General features: G+C 63.0%; 20 protein-coding genes. 12 read left to right on the top strand and 8 right to left on the bottom strand.

Features of this window, described 5'->3' with window-relative positions:
* The first annotated feature begins 76 nt into the window (after nt 1-76).
* Genes GHT07_RS01990 through GHT07_RS01980 form a run of 3 tightly spaced genes read left to right on the top strand, consistent with a single transcriptional unit; the run spans nt 77 to nt 4823 of the window.
* A complete protein-coding gene (locus tag GHT07_RS01990) occupies nt 77-1999 on the top strand; it encodes a PrkA family serine protein kinase (protein WP_153583354.1) in 1923 nt (640 codons plus the stop codon).
* Between the two features lie 14 nt (nt 2000-2013).
* Entirely contained in the window at nt 2014-3285 is a 1272-nt protein-coding gene (locus tag GHT07_RS01985) for a YeaH/YhbH family protein (protein WP_153583392.1), read from the top strand.
* On the top strand, nt 3285-4823 hold the full coding sequence (locus GHT07_RS01980; RefSeq protein WP_153583353.1) for a SpoVR family protein: 1539 nt from the start codon (nt 3285-3287) through the stop codon (nt 4821-4823). The genes GHT07_RS01985 and GHT07_RS01980 overlap by 1 nt, the downstream gene beginning before the upstream one ends.
* Nucleotides 4824-4831: 8 nt before the next feature.
* On the opposite strand, the gene GHT07_RS01975 is transcribed toward GHT07_RS01980, so the two are convergent.
* From GHT07_RS01975 to GHT07_RS01960, 4 genes are read right to left on the bottom strand one after another with little or no spacing between them, the layout of a single operon-like run.
* A complete protein-coding gene (locus GHT07_RS01975; RefSeq protein WP_323740740.1) occupies nt 4832-5260 on the bottom strand; it encodes a DUF1810 domain-containing protein in 429 nt (142 codons plus the stop codon).
* A 16-nt stretch (nt 5261-5276) separates the two neighbouring features.
* Nucleotides 5277-6383, bottom strand: a complete 1107-nt coding sequence (locus GHT07_RS01970; protein ID WP_153583352.1) for a 5-methyltetrahydropteroyltriglutamate--homocysteine S-methyltransferase — start codon at nt 6381-6383, stop codon at nt 5277-5279.
* Nucleotides 6384-6404: 21 nt separating this feature from the next.
* Nucleotides 6405-7358 (bottom strand): PDR/VanB family oxidoreductase, encoded by a 954-nt coding sequence (locus GHT07_RS01965; RefSeq protein WP_153583351.1) that lies wholly within the window; start codon nt 7356-7358, stop codon nt 6405-6407.
* Entirely contained in the window at nt 7358-8401 is a 1044-nt protein-coding gene (locus GHT07_RS01960; protein ID WP_153583350.1) for an aromatic ring-hydroxylating dioxygenase subunit alpha, read from the bottom strand. The genes GHT07_RS01965 and GHT07_RS01960 overlap by 1 nt, the downstream gene beginning before the upstream one ends.
* 151 nt (nt 8402-8552) lie before the next feature.
* Here GHT07_RS01960 and GHT07_RS01955 point away from each other — a divergent pair, with 151 nt between their 5' ends.
* Complete coding sequence (locus GHT07_RS01955) at nt 8553-9317, top strand: GntR family transcriptional regulator (protein WP_228488118.1); 765 nt, start codon at nt 8553-8555, stop codon at nt 9315-9317.
* A gap of 143 nt (nt 9318-9460) precedes the next feature.
* Here GHT07_RS01955 and GHT07_RS01950 read toward each other — a convergent pair whose 3' ends face one another.
* The gene (locus GHT07_RS01950) at nt 9461-10282 is read right to left on the bottom strand and encodes a hypothetical protein (protein WP_153583348.1); all 822 of its coding nucleotides are present in this window, start codon (nt 10280-10282) and stop codon (nt 9461-9463) included.
* A gap of 301 nt (nt 10283-10583) precedes the next feature.
* Between GHT07_RS01950 and GHT07_RS01945 the strand changes: the two genes are divergently transcribed.
* From GHT07_RS01945 to GHT07_RS01925, 5 genes are all read left to right on the top strand, one after another.
* A complete protein-coding gene (locus tag GHT07_RS01945; RefSeq protein WP_153583347.1) occupies nt 10584-11753 on the top strand; it encodes an ABC transporter substrate-binding protein in 1170 nt (389 codons plus the stop codon).
* 111 nt (nt 11754-11864) lie between these two features.
* Nucleotides 11865-12740, top strand: a complete 876-nt coding sequence (locus GHT07_RS01940) for a branched-chain amino acid ABC transporter permease (protein ID WP_153583346.1) — start codon at nt 11865-11867, stop codon at nt 12738-12740.
* Nucleotides 12737-13708 (top strand): branched-chain amino acid ABC transporter permease, encoded by a 972-nt coding sequence (locus tag GHT07_RS01935; protein WP_323740739.1) that lies wholly within the window; start codon nt 12737-12739, stop codon nt 13706-13708. The genes GHT07_RS01940 and GHT07_RS01935 overlap by 4 nt, the downstream gene beginning before the upstream one ends.
* On the top strand, nt 13705-14466 hold the full coding sequence (locus GHT07_RS01930; RefSeq protein WP_323740738.1) for an ABC transporter ATP-binding protein: 762 nt from the start codon (nt 13705-13707) through the stop codon (nt 14464-14466). The genes GHT07_RS01935 and GHT07_RS01930 overlap by 4 nt, the downstream gene beginning before the upstream one ends.
* Complete coding sequence (locus GHT07_RS01925; protein ID WP_153583343.1) at nt 14459-15163, top strand: ABC transporter ATP-binding protein; 705 nt, start codon at nt 14459-14461, stop codon at nt 15161-15163. Before GHT07_RS01930 ends, GHT07_RS01925 begins: the two co-directional genes overlap by 8 nt.
* Before the next feature lie 19 nt (nt 15164-15182).
* Here GHT07_RS01925 and GHT07_RS01920 read toward each other — a convergent pair whose 3' ends face one another.
* Together GHT07_RS01920 and GHT07_RS01915 are read right to left on the bottom strand one after the other, a co-directional pair.
* A complete protein-coding gene (locus tag GHT07_RS01920; protein WP_153583342.1) occupies nt 15183-15506 on the bottom strand; it encodes a 2Fe-2S iron-sulfur cluster-binding protein in 324 nt (107 codons plus the stop codon).
* 9 nt (nt 15507-15515) lie between these two features.
* Complete coding sequence (locus tag GHT07_RS01915) at nt 15516-16691, bottom strand: cytochrome P450 (RefSeq protein ID WP_153583341.1); 1176 nt, start codon at nt 16689-16691, stop codon at nt 15516-15518.
* A 114-nt stretch (nt 16692-16805) separates the two neighbouring features.
* Here GHT07_RS01915 and GHT07_RS01910 point away from each other — a divergent pair, with 114 nt between their 5' ends.
* The gene (locus tag GHT07_RS01910; RefSeq protein WP_153583340.1) at nt 16806-17795 is read left to right on the top strand and encodes a helix-turn-helix domain-containing protein; all 990 of its coding nucleotides are present in this window, start codon (nt 16806-16808) and stop codon (nt 17793-17795) included.
* Here the strand turns inward: GHT07_RS01910 and GHT07_RS01905 are convergent.
* On the bottom strand, nt 17722-18687 hold the full coding sequence (locus GHT07_RS01905) for a LysR family transcriptional regulator (protein ID WP_153583339.1): 966 nt from the start codon (nt 18685-18687) through the stop codon (nt 17722-17724). The genes GHT07_RS01910 and GHT07_RS01905 overlap by 74 nt on opposite strands.
* A 94-nt stretch (nt 18688-18781) precedes the next feature.
* On the opposite strand from GHT07_RS01905, the gene GHT07_RS01900 reads away from it, so the two are divergent.
* Both GHT07_RS01900 and GHT07_RS01895 read left to right on the top strand, forming a co-directional pair.
* Nucleotides 18782-19147 carry a protocatechuate 4,5-dioxygenase subunit alpha gene (locus GHT07_RS01900; protein WP_228488117.1) on the top strand — a complete coding sequence of 122 codons (366 nt, stop codon included), beginning with the start codon at nt 18782-18784 and terminating at the stop codon, nt 19145-19147.
* A 12-nt stretch (nt 19148-19159) separates the two neighbouring features.
* Nucleotides 19160-19993: a class III extradiol dioxygenase family protein gene (locus GHT07_RS01895; protein WP_153583338.1), complete on the top strand. Its 834-nt coding sequence runs from the start codon at nt 19160-19162 to the stop codon at nt 19991-19993.
* The last annotated feature ends 27 nt before the right edge of the window (nt 19994-20020 follow it).

Genomic DNA, 20020 nt, shown 5'->3' with positions numbered 1-20020 from the left:
GTTCGAAACTCGCAGCTATCGCGCCGTCAAAGCGGGCTCGTTTGCGAGTTGATCAGACCTTCCTTAGGAGGTTTCCATGGATGTAGTCCGCAATTTCCTGGCGCGTTACGAGCAGACGCGTGAAGAAGAAATGTCGCTCGAAGAGTACCTTGACCTGTGCAAGCGCGAACCGCTTGCCTACGCCACGGCGGCAGAGCGGATGCTCAAGGCCATCGGCGAGCCGGAGATGGTCGACACCCGGCATGACGCGCGTTTGTCACGCATCTTTGGCAACAAGATGGTGCGCATCTATCCGGCCTTCAAGGACTTCTACGGGCTTGAAGAGCCGATCGAGCAGGTTGTCTCATGTTTTCGCCACGCGGCGCAAGGCCTCGAGGAGAAAAAGCAGATTCTTTACTTGCTGGGGCCTGTGGGCGGCGGCAAGTCATCCATCGCGGAGAGGCTCAAGGCCCTGATGGAGCAGGTGCCTTTCTACGCCATCAAGGGCTCGCCAGTGAATGAATCACCGCTGGGGCTTTTCAACAACGCCGAAGACGCGCCCATTCTCGAAGCGCAATACGGCATACCCCAGCGTTACCTGCAGCGCATCATGTCGCCGTGGGCCGTCAAGCGCCTGGAAGAATTCGGCGGCGACATCCGCAAGTTCCGCGTGGTCAAGCGCTACCCGTCGATCCTCAAGCAGTGCGGCATCGCCAAGACCGAGCCGGGCGACGAGAACAACCAGGACATCTCGGCGCTGGTGGGCAAGATCGACATCCGCAAACTGGAAACCTTCGCGCAGGACGACCCGGACGCGTACAGCTATTCAGGCGGCCTGTGCCTGGCCAACCAGGGCCTGCTTGAATTCGTCGAGATGTTCAAGGCGCCCATCAAGGTGCTGCATCCGTTGCTCACGGCCACGCAGGAGGGCAACTTCAAAGGCACCGAAGGCTTCGGCGCGATTCCGTTTGACGGCATCGTGATGGCCCACTCGAACGAGAGCGAGTGGAAGGCGTTTCGCAACAACAAGAACAACGAGGCCTTTCTCGACCGCATCTACATCGTGAAAGTGCCGTACTGCCTGCGCGTGACGGAAGAGGTGAAGATCTACGAGAAGCTCGTGCGCAATTCGTCGCTGAAAGACGCAGTGTGTGCGCCGGGCACGCTGAAAATGATGGCGCAGTTCTCGGTGCTCACGCGGCTGAAGGAGCCGGAGAATTCGAGCATCTTCTCGAAGATGCAGATCTACGACGGCGAGAACCTGAAAGACACAGACCCCAAAGCCAAGAGCTTCCAGGAGTACCGCGACTATGCGGGTGTGGACGAAGGCATGACGGGCATCTCCACGCGCTTTGCGTTCAAGATCATCTCCAAGGTGTTCAACTTCGACTCGACGGAAGTCGCGGCGAATCCTGTGCACCTGATGTACGTGCTGGAGCAGCAGATCGAGCGCGAGCAGTTCCCGGCCGAGACCGAGCAGAAATACCTGTCGTACATCAAGGAGCACCTGTCGGCACGTTACGCGGAATTCATCGGCAAGGAAATCCAGACGGCCTACCTGGAGTCGTACTCTGAGTACGGCCAGAACATCTTCGACCGCTACGTGACGTATGCCGATTTCTGGATCCAGGACCAGGAGTTTCGCGATACCGATACCGGTGAAATATTCGACCGCGCCTCGCTCAACGCCGAGCTTGAAAAGATCGAGAAGCCGGCTGGCCTGTCGAACCCGAAAGATTTCCGCAACGAGATCGTCAACTTCGTGCTGCGCGCGCGTGCCAGCAATGCAGGCAAGAACCCGGTGTGGACGAGCTACGAGAAGCTGCGAACGGTGATCGAGAAGAAGATGTTTTCGAACACGGAAGACCTGCTGCCCGTGATCTCGTTCAACGCCAAAGCCAGCGCGGACGAGCAGAAAAAGCATGAGGATTTTGTCAATCGCATGGTCGAGAAAGGCTACACGCACAGGCAGGTGCGGCTGCTCTGCGAGTGGTATTTGCGGGTTCGCAAGAGTTCGTGATGGCCGATCGCTCGATGCTCCACCAGGTCATCGACCGGCGCCTGTCGGGCAAGAACAAGTCGATAGGCAACCGGGAGCGGTTCCTTCGCCGCTATCGCGACCAGATCAAGGAGGCGGTGCGCAAGGCGGTGGGCAGCCGTGGCATCCGCGACATCGAGCAGGGCACCGACATCACGTTGCCCAAGCGTGATGTGTCGGAGCCGCTCTTCAATCACGGCCCCGGCGGCACGCGTGAAATGGTGCACCCCGGCAACCAGGAATACGTGCGCGGCGACCGCATCGACAGGCCGCCGGGCGGTGGCGGGGCGGGCAATGGCAGCGGCGCATCGCAGGACGGGCAGGGCGAAGACGACTTCGTCTTTCGCATCTCGCGCGAAGAGTTCATGAACTACTTCTTCGACGACCTGGCCCTGCCGCGGCTGGTTCGCACGCAACTGCTGGCCGATGCACCGGAGTGGAAGGTGCGGCGCGCGGGCTTTGTGTCCGAAGGCAATCCGACCAGCCTGCACGTGGTGCGTTCGATGCGTGTGGCGCTGGGCCGCCGCATTGCGATGGGCGGTGAGTCGCGGCTCGAGTTGCGCCGGCTCGAGAAGCTGCTCGCCGACCTGCAGGAGCAAGACGCGCCCGGCACCCGGATCGCGGCGTTGCACGCGGACATCGAGGCATTGAAGGCGCGGCTCAAGCGTGTGCCCTTTCTTGACCCGTTCGACCTGCGTTACCGCAACCGCGTGCGCGAGCCTTTGCCCACAAGCCGGGCGGTGATGTTCTGCCTGATGGATGTGTCGGGCTCGATGGACGAGGCGCGCAAGGACTTGGCCAAGCGGTTTTTCATCCTGCTCTACCTGTTTCTCACGCGGCACTACCAGCAGACCGACGTGGTGTTCATCCGCCATCACACGCAGGCGGCTGAAGTGACGGAAGACGAGTTCTTCCACGCAACGGAGAGTGGCGGCACGGTGGTGTCGAGCGCGCTCACGATGATGCACGACATCATTCGCCAGCGCTACCTCGGGGCCGAGTGGAACATCTACGGCGCGCAGGCATCGGATGGCGACAACTGGCAGCAGGACTCATCGAAGTGCCGCGAACTGCTCGACAGCAAGATACTGCCGCTGGTTCGCTACTACGCGTATGTGCAGGTGGCCGAAGAAGACCAGAACCTGTGGGAGGAATACACGCGCGTGCGGGACGCGAACGAGCACTTCGCCATGCAGAAAATCGTGACGCCTTCGCAGATATTCCCGGTGTTTCGGGACCTGTTCAAGAAAAGCGCGGGGGCAACGTGATGAGCACCGTTGCCGGCAATGCGCTCGACCGCACCGACAGCCAGCGGCTGCCCGCGCCCAGCGACTGGACGTTCGAGCTGATCGAGCTGTACTTCGACGCGATCAGGAAGACCGCCGACAAGTATGGCCTCGACACCTACCCCTCGCAGCTGGAGCTGATCTCGGCTGAGCAGATGCTGGATGCCTATGCATCGGTCGGCATGCCGGTGAACTATCGCCACTGGTCGTTCGGCAAGCAGTTCATTGCCAGCGAGAAGAGTTACCGGCGCGGCCAGATGGGGCTTGCCTACGAGATCGTGATCAACTCAGACCCCTGCATTGCGTACCTCATGGAAGAGAACACGATGCCGATGCAGGCCCTGGTGATGGCGCATGCGTGCTTTGGCCACAACTCGTTCTTCAAGGGCAACTACCTGTTTCGCATGTGGACGGATGCGAGCTCGATCGTGGACTACCTGGTCTACGCCAAGGCGTACATCGCCGAGTGTGAAGAGCGCCATGGTGTTGACTCGGTCGAGGAAGTCCTTGATGCGTGCCACGCGCTGATGCACTACGGCGTGGACCGTTACCGGCGCCCGCAAAAGATTTCAATGGTGGAAGAAGAGATTCGCCGCAAGGAACGCGAGGCCTACCTGCAGCAGCAGGTCAACGACCTGTGGCGCACATTGCCCAGGAGCGCCGGCAAACAGGCGAAGAAAGAGCAGCGGCGCTACCCCGAAGAGCCGCAGGAAAATATCCTGTACTTCATTGAGAAGAACGCGCCCCTTCTGGAGCCATGGCAGCGCGAGATTGTGCGCATCGTGCGCAAGGTGGCGCAGTACTTCTATCCGCAGCGGCAAACGCAGGTGATGAATGAAGGATGGGCCACGTTCTGGCACTACACGCTGCTCAACGACATGTATGACCAGGGCAAGCTGTCCGATGGCTACATGATGGAGATCCTGAGCTCGCACACCAACGTGATCTTCCAGCCAGGCGTGGGTGACAAGCGCTATGGCGGCATCAACGTCTATGCGCTGGGCTTTGCCATGTTCACGGACATCCGTCGTATGTGCGAGAACCCGACTGACGAAGACAAGGCCTGGTTCCCGGATGTGGCTGGCTCCGACTGGCACAAAACGCTTGACTACGCCATGCGTCACTTCAAGGACGAGAGCTTCATCGGGCAGTACCTGTCGCCGAAGCTGATGCGCGACTTCAGGCTGTTCTCCATCGTCGATGACTCGACGAAGAGGGAGCTGGAGGTGGCTGCCATCCATGACGACGCCGGCTATCGCCGTGTGCGCGAGGCATTGGCCCGCCAGTACGACCTGAACTGGCGCGAGCCGAACATCCAGGTCTACAACGTCAACCTGCGCGGCGACCGGTCACTCACGCTGCGCCACTGCCGCCACAACGACCGCCCGCTGGACAACGGCGCCGAGGAAGTCGTCAAGCACGTGGCCAGGCTGTGGGGCTTTCGCGTGCGGCTGGAGAGTGTGGATGCGAATGAGCGCGTACTGCAGCATTGGGAGGTGACGCCAGCTCAGGGGCATTGAGCCGCGTGTCAATCGCTGGCGAGCAAAGTGAGCGTCGGCACGTCAGGAACTCCGCCGTAGAAGCGGTCAAGCGCCGACTGGAATATCGGCTCGTCTGGCACGGCTTTGCCGAAGAGAGTGACGCACGAGCGGAACTTCATGTCGTCGGGCGAATGGAGAATGTCCAGCGCCGATTTCTCCGGTACCGCGAGCATCAGGTTGATGCATTCCTTCAGCCGCGGCCGCAGCACCGGATGCGCCCAGTAAGCACGAGCCTCTTCGAGTGAGGCGAGTCCGTAGAAGTGCGCGGTGCTGCTGCGCCCCAGTTTTTTCAACTGCGGGAAGATGTACCAGACCCAGTGCGTCTGCTTGTTGCCGGCACGCAGCTCGGCGCACACCCGTTCATAGACCGGGTCTTGCGCCTGGATGAATCGCTGGAGGTCGTAGAGGGCAGTCACGCCCGCATTACATCACTCAAGCGCCCCACATCTCCTGCGCCGTCTCGATCACCAGCCGCAGCTTCTGCCGCTGTGATTCGACCGCAATGTTGTTGCCGTGCACGGTGCTCGAGAAGCCGCATTGCGGCGAGAGTGCCAGCTGCTCCATCGGCGCGTACTTGGCAGCTTCGTCGATGCGGCGCTTGAGGTCGTCCTTGCTTTCGAGCTGGCCGAACTTCGTGGTGACGAGGCCGAGGACGACCGTCTTCCCCTTGGCCAGATAACGCAGCGGCTTGAAGTCGCCTGAGCGGTCGTCGTCGTATTCCATGAAATACGCGTCGAGGTTCATCTCCTTGAGCAGTGCTTCGGCCACGGGCTCGTAGTTGCCGCTGGCCGCATGCGTGCTCTTGAAGTTGCCGCGGCACAGGTGCATGGCCAGCAGCATGCCTTCAGGCTTTTGCGCAACGACCTTGTTGATGAAGGCGGCGTAGCGGTGCGGCAGTTCATTCGGGTCGTCGCCGCGCTGGCGGGCGGCTTCCCGCATCTTCTCGTCGCACAGGTAAGCGAGGTTGGTGTCGTCCATCTGCACATAGGTGCAACCTGCGGCTGCGAGTGAACGCAGTTCGTCGCCGTACGCCTTTGCCACGTCGTCGTAGAAGGCCGGATCGAGCTCGGGATACGCCTCGCGGCTGATGCCTGCACGGCCACCACGGAAGTGCAGCATGGTGGGCGAGGGGATGGTCACCTTCGGCGTGCGGCCCGCGCTCACCTGGCTCTTGAGGAATTCAAAGTCGGCCTTCTGGATGTCTTTGGCGTGGTGCACCTTGCCAACGACCTTCATCACCGGTGGCGCCAGTTCTTCGGTGCCGTCGGCCTTGCGGATGGTGACGGGGATGTCCGTCTTCACGCCACCCAGCTGGTCGAGGAAGTCGATATGGAAGTACGTGCGGCGGAACTCGCCATCAGTAATGCTCTTCAGGCCCACGTCTTCCTGGAACTTCACGATCTCGGCGATGGCTTTGTCTTCCACTTCGCGCAGCTGCGCGGCGGTGATGTCGCCCTTGGCTTTCTGCTCACGCGCATCGAGCAGGTATTTGGGGCGCAGGAAGCTGCCGACGTGGTCGTAACGGGCGGGTAGTTGCATGGGTGTCGTCTCCGGTTGTTTCTATAAATCCAGCACCAGCAAGGCGCTCTTCGCGCGCGAGCAGCAGGGCGTGAACTGGTCGTTCTTCGCCTTCTCATCGTCGGTGAAATACATGTCGCGATGATCGCATTCGCCTTCCAGCACGCGTGTGATGCAGGTGCCGCACACGCCTTGCTCGCAGGAGGTGAGCACGTCGATGCCGTTGGCGGCCAGCACCTGGATCACCGTTTCTTTCGCGCCGACGGTGTAGCGCTTGCCGCTGCTGGCAATCTGTACGTCGAACGCTTTGTCTTCGCTCGTGTCCACAACGGCTGCGGCGAAGTACTCGACATGCACTTGCGCTGACGGCCAGCCGTAGCCCTTGGCCCAGCCTGTGACGTGCTGGATGAAGCCAGCGGGCCCGCAGGTGTAGATGTGCGTTTGCGCATCCACGGGCGGGATCACGTGCGCGAGTTGCAGCTTTTGCTCTTGCGGGCCATCGTCGAAGTGATAGTGGACCTTGTCTGCAAACGGCGACGCGGCGATTTCGTCGAAGAAGGCGGTGCGTGGCCGTGAGCGGTTGCAGTAGTGCAGCTCGAAGTCTGCGCCTACCGCGGCCAGCCGCTGCGCCATGGACAGCAGCGGCGTGATGCCGATGCCGCCTGCAAAAAGAATCGTGCGAACGGCATGCACGAGCGTGAAGTGGTTGCGCGGCTCGCTGATGGTGATCTCATCGCCCTCATGGACTTTGTCGTGCATCGCTACCGAACCGCCACGCGACGCGGCATCGCGCAGCACGGCGATCCGGTAGACGCTGCTGTTGGACGTGTCGTTGCACAGCGAATATTGGCGAACAAGGCCGCCCGGCACATGCACATCGATATGCGATCCGGCGCTGAAAGCGGGCAGGGGTTTGCCGTCGGCACGACCGAGTTCGAAGCTCGCAATCCCCTCGGCCTCCTGCTTCTTGCGCAGGACTTTGACGTGCAGGTCCATCAGGCCACTACCGGTGAGGGACGTTCGGCGGCGAGCATGCGATCGATGATGCGGCGCGACTGCACGCCGCCCGCATCGATATTGAGCATCAGCAGCTTGCGCGTGGGGTGGCGCAGCAAGTTGCGCTGCTGCTCTTCGAGCACCACGGTGTCTTCAGCGAAGACCTTGGCCTGGCCTTCCTTGATCTGCGCCGTGAGCGCCTTGTCTTTCACGTTGAAGTTGCGCGCCATGCCCCAGAAGTACCACATGCTCGTCTCAGTCTCTGGCGTGAGGAAGTCCACGACGATGCTGTACACCTTGTCTTTGGCGTCGGCGTCGTAGCCGCCCTTGCCCGCGTGTGCTACTCCCACTTCGATCATCACGTGGCTGGGTGGGTGGAAGTGGCAGACCTGCCAGCGGTCCACCGGCACGTCGTCGGCCAGGCCATTGCCGCGCAAGTTGGCCTTCCAGAAGGGTGGCGGCATCACGTTGTTCATGAAGCGGCTGGTGACCACGTGGTCGCCCTCTGACTTGGTGGCAACGGGCGTTTCGTCGATTTCCTTCTGGCCGATGCTCGTGGTGTGCACGTACGTCTCGTGTGTGAGGTCCATCAGGTTGTCGATCATCAGGCGGTAGTCGCATGCCACGTGATAGAGGCCGCCGGCATACGCCCAGTCGCCGCTCACGGCCCATTCGAGGTGATGGATTTTTGATTCGTCAGCCAGCTGCGCGTCGCCCGGCCACACCCAGATGAAGCCGTATTTCTCAACGACCGGATAAGAGCGGATCTTCGGGAAGCCCTGCACGCGCTGGCCCGGCATCGAGATGGTTTTGCCGTCGCAGCCCATGGCAAGGCCGTGGTAGCCGCATACGAGCTTTCCTTCGCACACCTGCCCGAGCGAGAGCGCCGCGCCGCGGTGCGGGCAGAAGTCCTCGAGCGCTGCGACCTGGCCAGCGGCGGGCCGGTAGAAGACGATTTTCTCGTCGCAGATGGTGCGCCCTAAAGGCTTCTCGTCGATCTCGTCGGGCGTGGCGGCGACATACCAGGTGTTCTTCGGATACATGGGCGGCTCTTGTGCGCTGAGTCAGGTGGGTCGCCGGAGAATACTCGATGTATACAATGCGCTCAAGGGCTTGCCGATGGCTAGCAGTGAAGATCGCTCACTAGCTGTCATACCGATCCGTGATTTCAGACTTTTCTGTATACATAAACGCTTGAAAGCCAAAGACCCCACCCTGCTTGTCTCGCCTGACGCCGATGCGTCGCAGGCGGTGCGGGCGCAGCTGCGGCTGCGCGAGCTGATTCTTGCGGGTGAGTTGAAGTCAGGTGCGCGCATTGCGGAGCTGGCCATCGTCGAGCTGCTGGGTATGTCGCGCACGCCCATTCGCGCGGCCCTCATGCGGCTCGAACAGGAAGGCCTGCTCGACAAGTTGCCGAACGGCGGCTATGCAGTGCGCACGTTTAGCGAACGGGATATCACTGATGCGATCGAAGTTCGCGGAATGATCGAAGGGCTCGCGGCACGTGTTGCGGCGCAGCGGGGCGTGGCTGATGCCATGCTGGCGCAGGCGCGGGCTGTGCTCGATGAAGTGGACCGGCTGCTTGCGCAGCCGCGTCTGAATGACGCAGCGTTTTCACGCTATGTTGATTTGAACAAGCGATTTCATGAATTGCTGCGCGACATGTCGGCAAGCGTCGTGATTGCGCGGGAGGTGGACCGCATCGTGGCTCTGCCGTTCGCATCGCCGTCGGCGTTTGTGCTGGTGCAGGCCACATCGACGACGTCGCGCGACATGCTGGTGGTCGCGCAAGACCAGCATCGCCAGGTGCTTGAGGCCATCGATCAGCGCGAAGGTGCCCGCGCCGAAGCGATCATGCGTGAACACTCCCGGCTGGCGCAGCGCAACCTGCGTGAGGCTCTTGAGCGGCGCAAGCTTGACCGCGTCCGAGGTTCGGGCCTGATGCGCTGCCCGTGTTAGGCGGGCAGCTGCTTTAGGCGGCAGCGGGACTAGGCGGAATCAGCTGCTTTTCAAGCTTTCGAAGACGCCGACGTCGCATGCTGGCCCTGGCACGTCAAGACGTCCATATCGCGGAACGAGGACTTGCCTGCACGGAAGCTGACTCAGGCCGATTCAGGAGTCAGACGCACGTTGCGGCCTTCGGCGGCAGCCTGAACCGGTGGGACAGGCACTTCGCGTCCATCCTGGTTGGCTCCAGCGTTTGGCACCCGTGCCAGTTCCACGTCCGCTTCGGCGCCCGCCAGGCGCTGCACATCCTCGCCGCGTTGAGCGCGCTTCCAGCAGGAGGAGGCGACGCGGCCCAGTGCGGCCAGCAGGAGCACGCCCGCAGCACCGGTAACGGTGCCGCCGATGAAGTTGGTCGTCTCTGAGACTTCGCACACACGCTTCGAAGATTTGTTCAGGTAGGGAAGGGTCCGGTCCGCCGGCAACGCGATGTAGACGCCATTGCCCATAATTCCGGCGCTCGTGCATTGGGTGGACGCGTCGGCCCCATTTGAGAGCTTCACCATCGCAGTGATGCTGTTCATGCCGGGAAGAATGGTCAGCGCAGCCGGCACGAGCTCGAAGTCATTTCCGTTCGTGCTGCAATTGGCGGCCACGGCGGAAGGCTCGTTCACGGTCACGGTGTATGGAACGGATTCGAGCAGATCGCCTTCACCGCCTTCGCATTCGCTTCCACTATTGACGTAGGCGTTCTTGCTGCTGCCATCCGGGAGCTCGTAGGAGTACTGCCAGTTGTTCGGCAAGATGTGCTTCAGCACCTCTTCAGTCTGCAGCAGCTCACGGCCGTGGGACTGAGTCGACTCGCTCAGCGGGGCGACGGGGCCGGTGGTGATGCCGTTAGGCTGGCCGATGCTGAGATGCATCGTCACGTGTTCGGACGCGGGCTGGGCCGCGGATTGGGACATCTGATGGACGGCCACTGCCGCGATCGTGAAGAGTTTCAGCGGGTTGAGATTACTTGTACATTGCATGGATCGCCTTTGTGGTTTGTGAGTCGTGCCTCGTGCGTGACGAGCGAAAGTTAGTATCTTCGACTAGTACTTCGTTGCTAATACGATGGTCTTGTTGGCGCGGTGTAGATCTCATAGCCTTCCGGCATAACTGCTAGTGAGTACCGCCACTTTTCGCATGACGGGCGACTCGCGCAGAATCGCGCATCATTCGCCGTCGCCCGGCATGCTGGCGTCACGGCCCCGCTTTACATCCTGCTTGGAGACATTCATGAACAGAAGAGCCCTCATCCAGTCCGCAGTTGTGGCTGCGCTCGCCCTCCCAGGCTTTGGCGCGCTGGCCGAAGAGGCTTTCAAGATCGGCCTCATCCTGCCCATGACGGGCCAGCAGGCCACGACCGGCCGCCAGATCGAAGCTGCGGCCAAGCTCTACATGGCGCAAAACGGTGACACCGTGGCGGGCCGCAAAGTGCAGCTGATCATCAAGGACGACACCAGCCTGCCCGACGTGACGCGGCGCCTGGCGCAGGAGCTGGTGGTCAATGACAAAGTGAATGTGCTCGCCGGCTTTGGCATCACGCCGTCGGCGATGGCTACCGCCCCGATCGCGACGCAGTCGAAGACGCCGCAGGTCGTGATGGCTGCTGCCACGTCGGCGATCACGGAGGCATCGCCGTACATCGTTCGCACGAGCTTCACGCTTCCGCAAGTGTCGGTCGCACTCGCCGACTGGGCGCCCAAGAACGGCATCAAGACGGTGGTGACGCTCGTGAGCGATTACGGCCCGGGTATCGACGCCGAGAAGTTCTTCAAGGACCGCCTCACGTTCAACGGCGGCAAGGTGACAGAGTCGCTGCGCGTGCCGCTGCGCAACCCGGACTTCGCGCCGTTCCTGCAGAAGGTGCGTGATGCCAAGCCTGACGCGTTGTTCGTGTTCGTGCCGTCGGGCGCGGGCTCGGCTGTGATGAAGCAGTTCCTCGAACGCGGCATGGACAAGGCTGGCATCAAGCTCATCGCCACCGGCGACGTGACCGATGACGACCAGCTCAATGACATGGGCGACGGCGCACTCGGCGTGGTCACTTCGCACCACTATTCGGCGGCGCATCCTTCGGCCATGAACAAGAAGTTTGTCGAAGCCTTCGGCAAAGCGAACAAGGGCCTGCGCCCGAACTTCATGGCCGTGGGTGGCTATGACGGTATGCGCGTGATCTACGAAGCGCTCAAGAAGACCGGCGGCAAGGGCGGTGGCGATGCGCTGCTCGCGGCGATGAAGGGGCAGATTTTCGAGAGCCCGCGCGGCCCGGTGTTCATCGACGCGCAAACGCGCGACATCGTGCAGAACGTGTACCTGCGCAAGGTCGAGAAGAAAGACGGCCAGCTGTACAACGTCGAGTTCGATGTGATCAAGGACGTGAAGGATCCGGGCAAGAACAAGTAACACTGACTTGTTCCCTCCCCTACTGGGGGAGGGTCAGGGTGGGGGCGCGACAGCCGCTGGCCCCCATCCCAGCCTGCCCCCAGCGGGGGAAGGAGCCAAGCCAAACACGCCATGCTCACCATCCTCTTCGACGGTATTGCCTACGGCATGCTGCTCTTTGTGCTCGCCGTCGGGCTGGCCGTGACGATGGGCTTGATGAACTTCATCAACCTCGCGCACGGCGCGTTCGCCATGGCGGGCGGCTACGTCACGGTGCTGTTGATGCAGCACGCGGGCGTGCCCTTTCTGGTGTGCCTGCCGATTGCGTTTGTCATTCCCGCTTTGATCGGCGCTGTGCTGGAGCGCACGCTGTATCGCCCGCTCTATAACAAGCCGCACTTGGACCAGGTGCTTTTTTCCATCGGCCTCACGTTCATGGCGGTTGCGGCAGTGGACTTCTTCGTGGGCTCCACGCAGCAAATCATCCAGTTGCCCGAGTGGCTCAAGGGCCGCACGGAGATTGGCAGTGGCGACTGGATTCTGGGCATGGGCCACTACCGCCTGTTCATCATCGCCGTGTGCGCCGCGCTGACGGTGGCGCTGCAGTTCGTGCTGGCGAAAACGCGCTTCGGCAGCCGCCTGCGCGCGTCGGTAGACGACCAGCGTGTGGCGGCGGGGCTGGGCATCAACGTCAACATTGTTTTTCTCTCGACGTTCGCTGTGGGCTCGGGGCTGGCGGGGCTGGGCGGTGCGCTGGGTGCTGAAGTGCTGGGGCTCGACCCGAGCTTTCCGCTGAAGTTCATGATCTATTTCCTGATCGTCGTGGCCGTGGGCGGCACGTCGTCGATCACGGGGCCGTTGCTCGCAGCGCTGCTACTCGGCGTGGCTGACGTGGCGGGCAAGTACTACATCCCCAAGATGGGCGCGTTCATCGTGTACACGCTGATGATCGTGATCCTCATCTGGCGGCCGCAGGGTCTGTTTGTGCGCAGCGGGGGCAAGACGTGAATGCCGCCCAGAAGTCGTTGCTGCAGGCCAGCCGCTGGCGCGCGTGGGAGCCTGCGTTGTGGGCTGCTGCGTTCATCGCGCCCATGGTGTTGCCCTCGCACGCGGCCATCATCAATGAGATTGCCATCGTTGCGCTGTTCGCCATGTCGCTTGATCTGGTGCTGGGCTTCACCGGCATCGTGTCGCTCGGGCACGCGGCGTTCTTCGGTTTTGGCGCGTACTCGGCAGCGTTGTTTGCCAAGCACGTGATGCCCGACCCTCTGGTGGGGCTGGCTGTGGCGATAGCGGGTTGCACGCTGCTGGGCGCGGTGGCAAGCCTGACGATCCAGCGCGGAAGCGACCTGACGCGGCTGATGGTGACGCTGGGCTTTGCGCTGATCCTGCTGGAGCTGGCGAACAAGCTCGACTGGCTGACGGGCGGCGCCGATGGCTTGCAGGGCGTGATCCTCGGGCCGGTGCTGGGTATGTTCGCCTTTGATCTCGGCGGCAAGACGGCTGCTTACTACTCGCTGGCGGTATTGCTCGTGTTCTTTGTGCTGGCGCGCAGGCTCGTTCACTCGCCATTCGGCGCGACGCTCGAAGCGATTCGCGACAACCGGCTGCGTGCGATGGCTATCGGCATCCCTGTGAGCTCGCGTATCGCTGTGGTGTACACGATTGCTGCGGCGCTTGCGGGTGCAGCGGGCGCGCTGCTCGCGCAGACAACGGGCTTCGCGTCGCTCGATGTGTTCGAGTTCCATCGCTCTGCCGATGTGATGTTGATCCTGGTCGTGGGCGGCACGGGCTGGCTGTACGGCGGCATTGCAGGCGCCATCGTGTTTAAGCTGATGCAGGACGCGCTGTCGGCCATCACGCCGCAATACTGGACGTTCTGGATCGGCCTTTTTCTCGTCGTGCTCGTGCTGGTGGGCCGCGAGCGGCTGCTCAAGCCCTGGACGTGGTTTGCGAAGAAGGGCGGTGCGGCGTGAGCGATGTCGTGCTGTCGTGCAAGGGGCTCGTCAAGCGGTTCGGCGGTATCACCGCCACGAACAACGTCACGCTTGAATTGAAGCGCGGCGCGCGCCACGCGCTGATCGGGCCGAATGGTGCGGGCAAGACAACGCTGATCAATTTGTTGACGGGCGTGCTGGAGCCGACGGAAGGATCGATCACGCTCGAAGGGCGCGACATCACGAAGCTCGCGCCGCATTTACGTGTTCGAAGCGGCATGGTCCGCACGTTCCAGATCAACCAGCTGTTTGCGTCGATGACGCCGCTGGAAACGCTGGCGCTGGTGGTGTCGCAGCATCGCGGGCTGGGTGCTTCGATCTGGAAGCGGCTGGGCGCGGATGCAGCAGTCACGCAGCGATGCACTGAGTTGCTTGAGCAGTTCCGCCTCGCGGAGGTGATGAACCAGCGTACCGAGCACCTCGCGTATGGCAAGCGCCGCCTGCTCGAGATCGCGATTGCGTTGGCGTGCGAGCCGCGTGTGTTGTTGCTCGACGAGCCGGTCGCCGGTGTGCCAGCGGGTGAGCGCGAAGAGTTGTTGCAGACGGTGGCTGCGTTGCCTGCCGACGTGTCGGTGCTGCTGATCGAGCACGACATGGACCTGGTGTTCAGCTTTGCGAACCGCATGACGGTGTTGGTGAACGGCACCGTGCTCACGGAGGGCGACCCTGACCAGATTGCGAATGACCCGGAGGTCAAGGCCGTGTATCTTGGCCACGGAGAGGATGCTCATGCCTGAGCTGCTTCGCATTGAAAGCTTGAGCGCAGGCTATGGTGAGGCCGTCGTCTTGCACGACGTGTCGCTCGCGCTTGGCGAAGGGCAGACCCTTGCACTGCTGGGCCGCAACGGCACGGGCAAGACGACGCTGATGAACACCATCGCCGGTGCGACGCGGCAGCACGCCGGCACGATCACGCTCGGCGGCGTCGCGCTGCACAAGCTCGCGCCGCATCAGCGCGCGGCTGCGGGCATCGGCTGGGTGCCGCAGGAGCGCAACATTTTCAGGTCGCTGACGGTGCACGAGAACCTCACGGCGGTGGCGCGTGCGGGCAAGTGGACGCCCGATGGCGTTTACGCGATGTTCCCGCGGCTGGCCGAGCGCAAGACCAATCTGGGCACGCAACTCTCAGGAGGCGAGCAGCAGATGCTGGCCGTGGGCCGCGCGCTGGTCGTGAATCCGAAGCTGCTGCTGCTCGACGAGCCGCTGGAAGGCCTCGCGCCCATCATCGTCGAGGAGCTGCTGGCTGCGATCCGGCGTATCACGCGCGAAGAAGGGCTCTCCGCCATCATCGTGGAGCAGCACCCGCAGGCAGTGCTGGCGATATCCGACGAGGCCGTCGTGCTCGATCGCGGCACGGTCGTGCACGCCAGCTCTGCACAGGCGCTGTCTGCGCAGCCCGAGGTGCTCGAGCGGCTGCTGGGCGTTTCGCGTTGATCTAGGTCTGCTAGGTCTGCTAGGTCTGTGTATCGGGCAGGTGCACCACCAGCCCTTCGAGATGCGACGCGGCGCGGATCTGGCAGGCCAGGCGGCTGTTGTCGCGGCGCTCGCTCGCGACGAACTCCAGCATCTCCAGTTCGCCGGCTGAAGGTGGCGGCAACTCCTGCAGGCGATCCTGCTGGACATAGCAATGGCACGTGCCGCAGGAGCAAGCGCCGCCGCATTCGCCGATGAGGCCGCTGATGCCGTGCGCGAATGCAGCCTGCAGCAGGCTCCAGCCTTCCTGGATGTCGAGGGTCTGCTCGCGCCCGTCGGCTTCGATGTAAGTGACGTGGGTCATGGCAGGCGCTCAGGGCACGCTCAGCTCGAGCACGAGCGGGCTGCGGAAGGTGGAAGAAGGCATCCAGGCAAGCTGGTCGGCCGCGCGCGTGTAGTCGGGCACAACGCGGTGGAATTCCTCGAACGCGATGCGTATCGCAAGCCGCGCGATGGCGGTGCCCAAGCATGCATGCACGCCGCCGCCGAAGCCCAGGTGGCCGCGTGGCTTGCGCGCAATGTCGTACACCTCTGCATTGGGAAACTGGCGTTCGTCGCGGTTGCCCGAACCGTACGCCAGGCAGACGAAGTCGCCTTCGCGCATCGTCTGGCCGTGCAGCGTCACGTCGCGCATCAGCCGCCTGCGAAAGCGCTGCGCCGAGGTGTTGAAGCGAAGGCTTTCCTCCACGGCTTCGACCAGCAGCTGCGGGTCGGCGACGACGGCTTGCCGCGCTTGCGCGAATGTTGCGAGGTTGTACGCGAACATCATCATGAAGCCGCCCAGCGATTCGACGCCGGCCATGATCAGTGTGGTGGTGGTCAGCAGCACCTCGCGCTCGTCCAGGCGGTCGCCGTCGATCTCGGCCTGCGCGAAGTGGCTGATGAGGTCATTGCGAGGCTGCGCGCGCCGCATCGCGATCACCTGGGCTGCGTAGTTCTGCATCCAGTTGTAGGCAGCGATGTGCTCGGGCCCCTTGGTTCGCGTGCGCGAATCGCTCTGCACCATGAGCACGGCGTTGTCGCGTACTTCCTTTTCGTCCACCAGCGCCTCGTCGCCCATGGGCAGGCCCAGTGCGGCCATCAGCACCCTGACGGTGAACTGCGACGACACGTCCTTGAAGTCGAAGGACTTCGTGCCCTGGAGCTGGCCGAACACGGTGCGTGCGATGTCGCGGATGGGCTCTTCCAGCGCCATCAGGTTGCGGCGCGCGAACGCATGCTGGATGAGGGCGCGCAGCCGGTCGTGACGCGGCGGGTCCGAGCTGCCGAGCGTTGCACCGGCGCGGCCGGGCAGCTCTGTCATCAGGTTGCCGCTGGCCGACGAATAGGTCTGCCAGTCGTTCAGCGCCGTCACGATGTCTGCATAGCGCGAGAGCACCCACATCTGCGCTTCGGGGCTCCAGAAGCACGGGTGCTCGTCGCGCAGGCGGCGGTAGTAGGGGAACGGGTCGGCGTCGACGGCCGGCGAATAGGGGTCGAATGAAAACATGCGTTGTCTCCTGTTGGCGAGCCGCACGGCCCGTGTTCTGGCCGCCACTTTAGGTTTGACGCAACGCAAACACACGGCACAAACCGTGGCGGGAAATTGCACTTTTCGAGCAAGATGCCTGGCATTCAACCCTTGCCCGTTCCCACGTTCTCGCTGTATGGCGAACCCGTCGAGCCGGGCAGGGAAATGCTGCACATCGAAGACATCCAGTCGCGCAGCCGCGTGCGCCGCTGGGAGATCGACACGCACGTTCACCAGGGGCTCTACCAGATCGTGTGGATTGCGCGCGGGTGGGCAACGGCGACGCTCGACGAGCATCGCCTGCAGGTGCCTGCGATGTCCGCTGTGGTCGTGCCACCGGGTGTTGTGCACGGCTTTCGCTTTGCGCCAGAGACGGCGGGCTTTGTGCTGACGATCAGCCCGAGGTTCCTGCTTGATGGCGATTTCCAGGAAACGGGCGATGCTTTCCGGCAGCTTTTTTCTGCTGCGGGAATCGTGCATTTCGATGCTGGATGCGCGCCTGGCGATGCGCCTGACGATGCGAGCGGCAACGCGACAGAGGAGGCGACCGAGGAGGCTTGCGCAGCGCACCGCATGCAGCGCCTCTTCGCAGCGCTGATGGACGAATTTCGCGCGCCTGCCGCACCGGGTGCGACGAACTCGCCGGTGCCGACATGGCTTGCCCGCGCCGTGGTGTGGCGGCTTGCGCGGGCGCGCCAGCAAGCGGCGCAGGCCGGCCATCCGCACGAGCGGGCGTGGCGGCACCAGGCCATGTTTGCGCGCTTCATGCTGCTGGTGGAGTCGCACTTCATGGATCACTGGCCGCTGGAGCGGTATGCGTCGCGGCTGGGCATGTCAACGACACGCCTGAACCGGCTCGTGCGTGCCGAGGCCGGGCGCAGCGCGCTCCAGTGCATTCATGACAGGCTCACGCGCGAGGCGTGCCGCCGGCTTGCTTATGTGGCAGCGCCTGCATCGCGCCTGGCTGTCGACTTGGGCTTTGACGATCCGGCCTACTTCAACCGGTTCTTCAAGCGGCAAACGGGAATGACGCCTCTGCGCTGGCGCGTGGCACACCGGCAGGCAGCGACAGCACCGGCCTGACGAGGTCGAGCAGTTGCTGCACCAGCCAGTGGTGTGCGTCGTCGTGCCGGTAACGCACGTGCCACAGCGCATACATCGGCATTGCGGGGCAGGGCAAGGGTGGCTCGCAGCTCGCAAGGTCTGCCAGCGTGTGCCGTGCGAGCAGGGAGGGCACGGTGGCCAGCAAGGCCGTTCCGCGCATGAATGCAGGCAGCGCCGAGAAGCCCGGCACCATCACCGCAAAGCGTCGTACGACGCCGCGCGCAGCGAGCTGCTGGTCCAGGTCGATGCTGCGTCGGGGCTCGTAGACAACGGTAGCGTGGTCGGCCGCCAGGTACTCGGCGATCGATTGCGGCGCCTTGCGCACGGCCGGGTCGTAGAACACGCGGTAGTGATCCTGGAAGAGCAGCTTCTGGATGATGTCTGTGCCCTCGGGCGGGCGCGGGGTGATCACCAGCTGGCATTCGTCGTTGCGCAGCATCTCGGCGCGCGGCACGGCCGAGGGCACTATGCGCAGCGACACGCCCGGTGCCCGCTCGCGCAGGCGCACGGCCAGAGCAGGCAGCAGCAGGTCGCGCTGGAAGTCGTTGGCGGCGACGGTGAAGGTGCAGCGCCAGCTGGCTGGATCGAATGCGCCGTGCTGCGCGAAACGCCCCATGCCGGTCAAAAGCTCGCGCGCAGGTTCGGCCAGGGCTTCAGCGCGCGCGGTCGCTGCGATGCCGCGGCCGCTTTTGACGAAGAGCGGGTCGCCCGTGAGTGCACGCAGCCGGTCCAGCCCGTGGCTCACGGCCGACTGGGTCACGCCCAGGCGCACGGACGCGGCAGTCACGCTGCCGGTGTCCAGCACGGCCAGCAGCAGTTGCAGCAGCCGGCCATCGAGTTCGCACGTATCGATTCTGTTCATGAATGCCATGAAGACCCATCGGTTTATCTTTTGTATGCGCATCGCCAGACTTGGGCTCTGACAAATATCAATCGCACCCGCAATCACGACCCGAGGAGACAACATGCCCATGCCCGGCCGCATTCCCGGCACGACCTTGTTCGACGGCACGCAAGCCATGCGCGGCTATGCGCTGAACAAGATGTGCTTTTCGTTCAACGACGCGACGAACCGCGATGCATTCAAGAGCGACGAAGAGGCGTACATGGGCCGCTATGGCCTGAACGACCAGCAGCGCGAGGCGATCCGGCAGCGCAACGTGCTTGGCCTGCTTGCGGCTGGCGGGAACGTGTATTACCTCGCCAAATTCGCCGGCATCCTGGGGCTGGACGTGCAGGACCTGGGCGCTGCGCAGACCGGCATGAGCAAGGACGCCTTCAAGGCGATGCTGGTGCGCCACAACGAGCAGCCCGCCACCTACGTTGGCTAAGGAGCATTCATCATGGCAACAATCATCGGCGGCCTGACGACGTCACACGTGCCGGCCATTGGCGGCGCTATCGTAAGGGGCGTGCAGCAGGAGCCCTACTGGAAGCCATTCTTTGACGGCTTCCTTCCCGTGCACCAGTGGCTGGGCGAGGTCAAGCCCGACGTCGCCGTCGTTTTCTACAACGACCACGGCCTGAACTTCTTCCTGGACAAGATGCCGACGTTCTCCGTTGGTGCCGCGGCCGAATACCGCAATGCCGACGAAGGCTGGGGCATTCCAACGCTGCCGCCGTTCAAGGGCCAGCCCGATCTGTCGTGGCACCTGATCGAACATCTGGTCGACAGCGAGTTCGACATCACCACCTGCCAGGAAATGCTGGTCGACCACGCGTTCACGCTGCCGCTCAAGCTGTTCTGGCCGCAGGGCTGCCCGGTGACCACGGTGCCGATTTGTATCAACACCGTGCAGTTCCCGCTGCCCAGTGCAAAGCGCTGCTATGCGCTTGGCCGGGCGGTGGGCGAAGCGATCCGGTCATGGGATTCAGACAAGCGCGTCGTGGTGGTGGGCACGGGCGGCCTGTCGCACCAGCTCGACGGCGAGCGTGCAGGCTTCATCAACAAGCCGTTCGACCTGAAATTCATGGACAGCCTGGTCGAAGACCCGCAATGGGCGACGCAGTTCAGCATTCACGAGCTGGTCGAAAAGACCGGAACGCAAGGCGTTGAGTTGCTGATGTGGCTCGCTACCCGCGCTGCTGTCGGCGGCCGCGTGCGCAAAGTCCATACGAATTACCACATCCCGATTTCGAACACGGCCGCGGGCATGATGGCGCTGGAGGCGCTGTGACGCGCGAATAAAAAAGGCGCCGCGAGG

Source organism: Caenimonas koreensis DSM 17982, assembly GCF_009646335.1.
Classification (GTDB): domain Bacteria; phylum Pseudomonadota; class Gammaproteobacteria; order Burkholderiales; family Burkholderiaceae_C; genus Ramlibacter; species Ramlibacter koreensis.
Note: the sequence above shows the minus strand (reverse complement) of the source record. Positions and strands in the feature narration are given on the sequence as shown.

Excerpts from the sequence above, each read along its gene's own strand:
- GHT07_RS01990 (WP_153583354.1), top strand. The coding sequence starts at position 77 with ATGGATGTAGTCCGCAATTTCCTGGCGCGTTACGAGCAGACGCGTGAA.
- GHT07_RS01985 (WP_153583392.1), top strand. The coding sequence starts at position 2,014 with ATGCTCCACCAGGTCATCGACCGGCGCCTGTCGGGCAAGAACAAGTCG.
- GHT07_RS01980 (WP_153583353.1), top strand. The coding sequence starts at position 3,285 with ATGAGCACCGTTGCCGGCAATGCGCTCGACCGCACCGACAGCCAGCGG.
- GHT07_RS01970 (WP_153583352.1), bottom strand. The coding sequence starts at position 6,383 with ATGCAACTACCCGCCCGTTACGACCACGTCGGCAGCTTCCTGCGCCCC.
- GHT07_RS01965 (WP_153583351.1), bottom strand. The coding sequence starts at position 7,358 with ATGGACCTGCACGTCAAAGTCCTGCGCAAGAAGCAGGAGGCCGAGGGG.
- GHT07_RS01960 (WP_153583350.1), bottom strand. The coding sequence starts at position 8,401 with ATGTATCCGAAGAACACCTGGTATGTCGCCGCCACGCCCGACGAGATC.
- GHT07_RS01945 (WP_153583347.1), top strand. The coding sequence starts at position 10,584 with ATGAACAGAAGAGCCCTCATCCAGTCCGCAGTTGTGGCTGCGCTCGCC.
- GHT07_RS01940 (WP_153583346.1), top strand. The coding sequence starts at position 11,865 with ATGCTCACCATCCTCTTCGACGGTATTGCCTACGGCATGCTGCTCTTT.
- GHT07_RS01925 (WP_153583343.1), top strand. The coding sequence starts at position 14,459 with ATGCCTGAGCTGCTTCGCATTGAAAGCTTGAGCGCAGGCTATGGTGAG.
- GHT07_RS01920 (WP_153583342.1), bottom strand. The coding sequence starts at position 15,506 with ATGACCCACGTCACTTACATCGAAGCCGACGGGCGCGAGCAGACCCTC.
- GHT07_RS01915 (WP_153583341.1), bottom strand. The coding sequence starts at position 16,691 with ATGTTTTCATTCGACCCCTATTCGCCGGCCGTCGACGCCGACCCGTTC.
- GHT07_RS01910 (WP_153583340.1), top strand. The coding sequence starts at position 16,806 with ATGCCTGGCATTCAACCCTTGCCCGTTCCCACGTTCTCGCTGTATGGC.
- GHT07_RS01905 (WP_153583339.1), bottom strand. The coding sequence starts at position 18,687 with ATGGCATTCATGAACAGAATCGATACGTGCGAACTCGATGGCCGGCTG.
- GHT07_RS01900 (WP_228488117.1), top strand. The coding sequence starts at position 18,782 with ATGCCCATGCCCGGCCGCATTCCCGGCACGACCTTGTTCGACGGCACG.
- GHT07_RS01895 (WP_153583338.1), top strand. The coding sequence starts at position 19,160 with ATGGCAACAATCATCGGCGGCCTGACGACGTCACACGTGCCGGCCATT.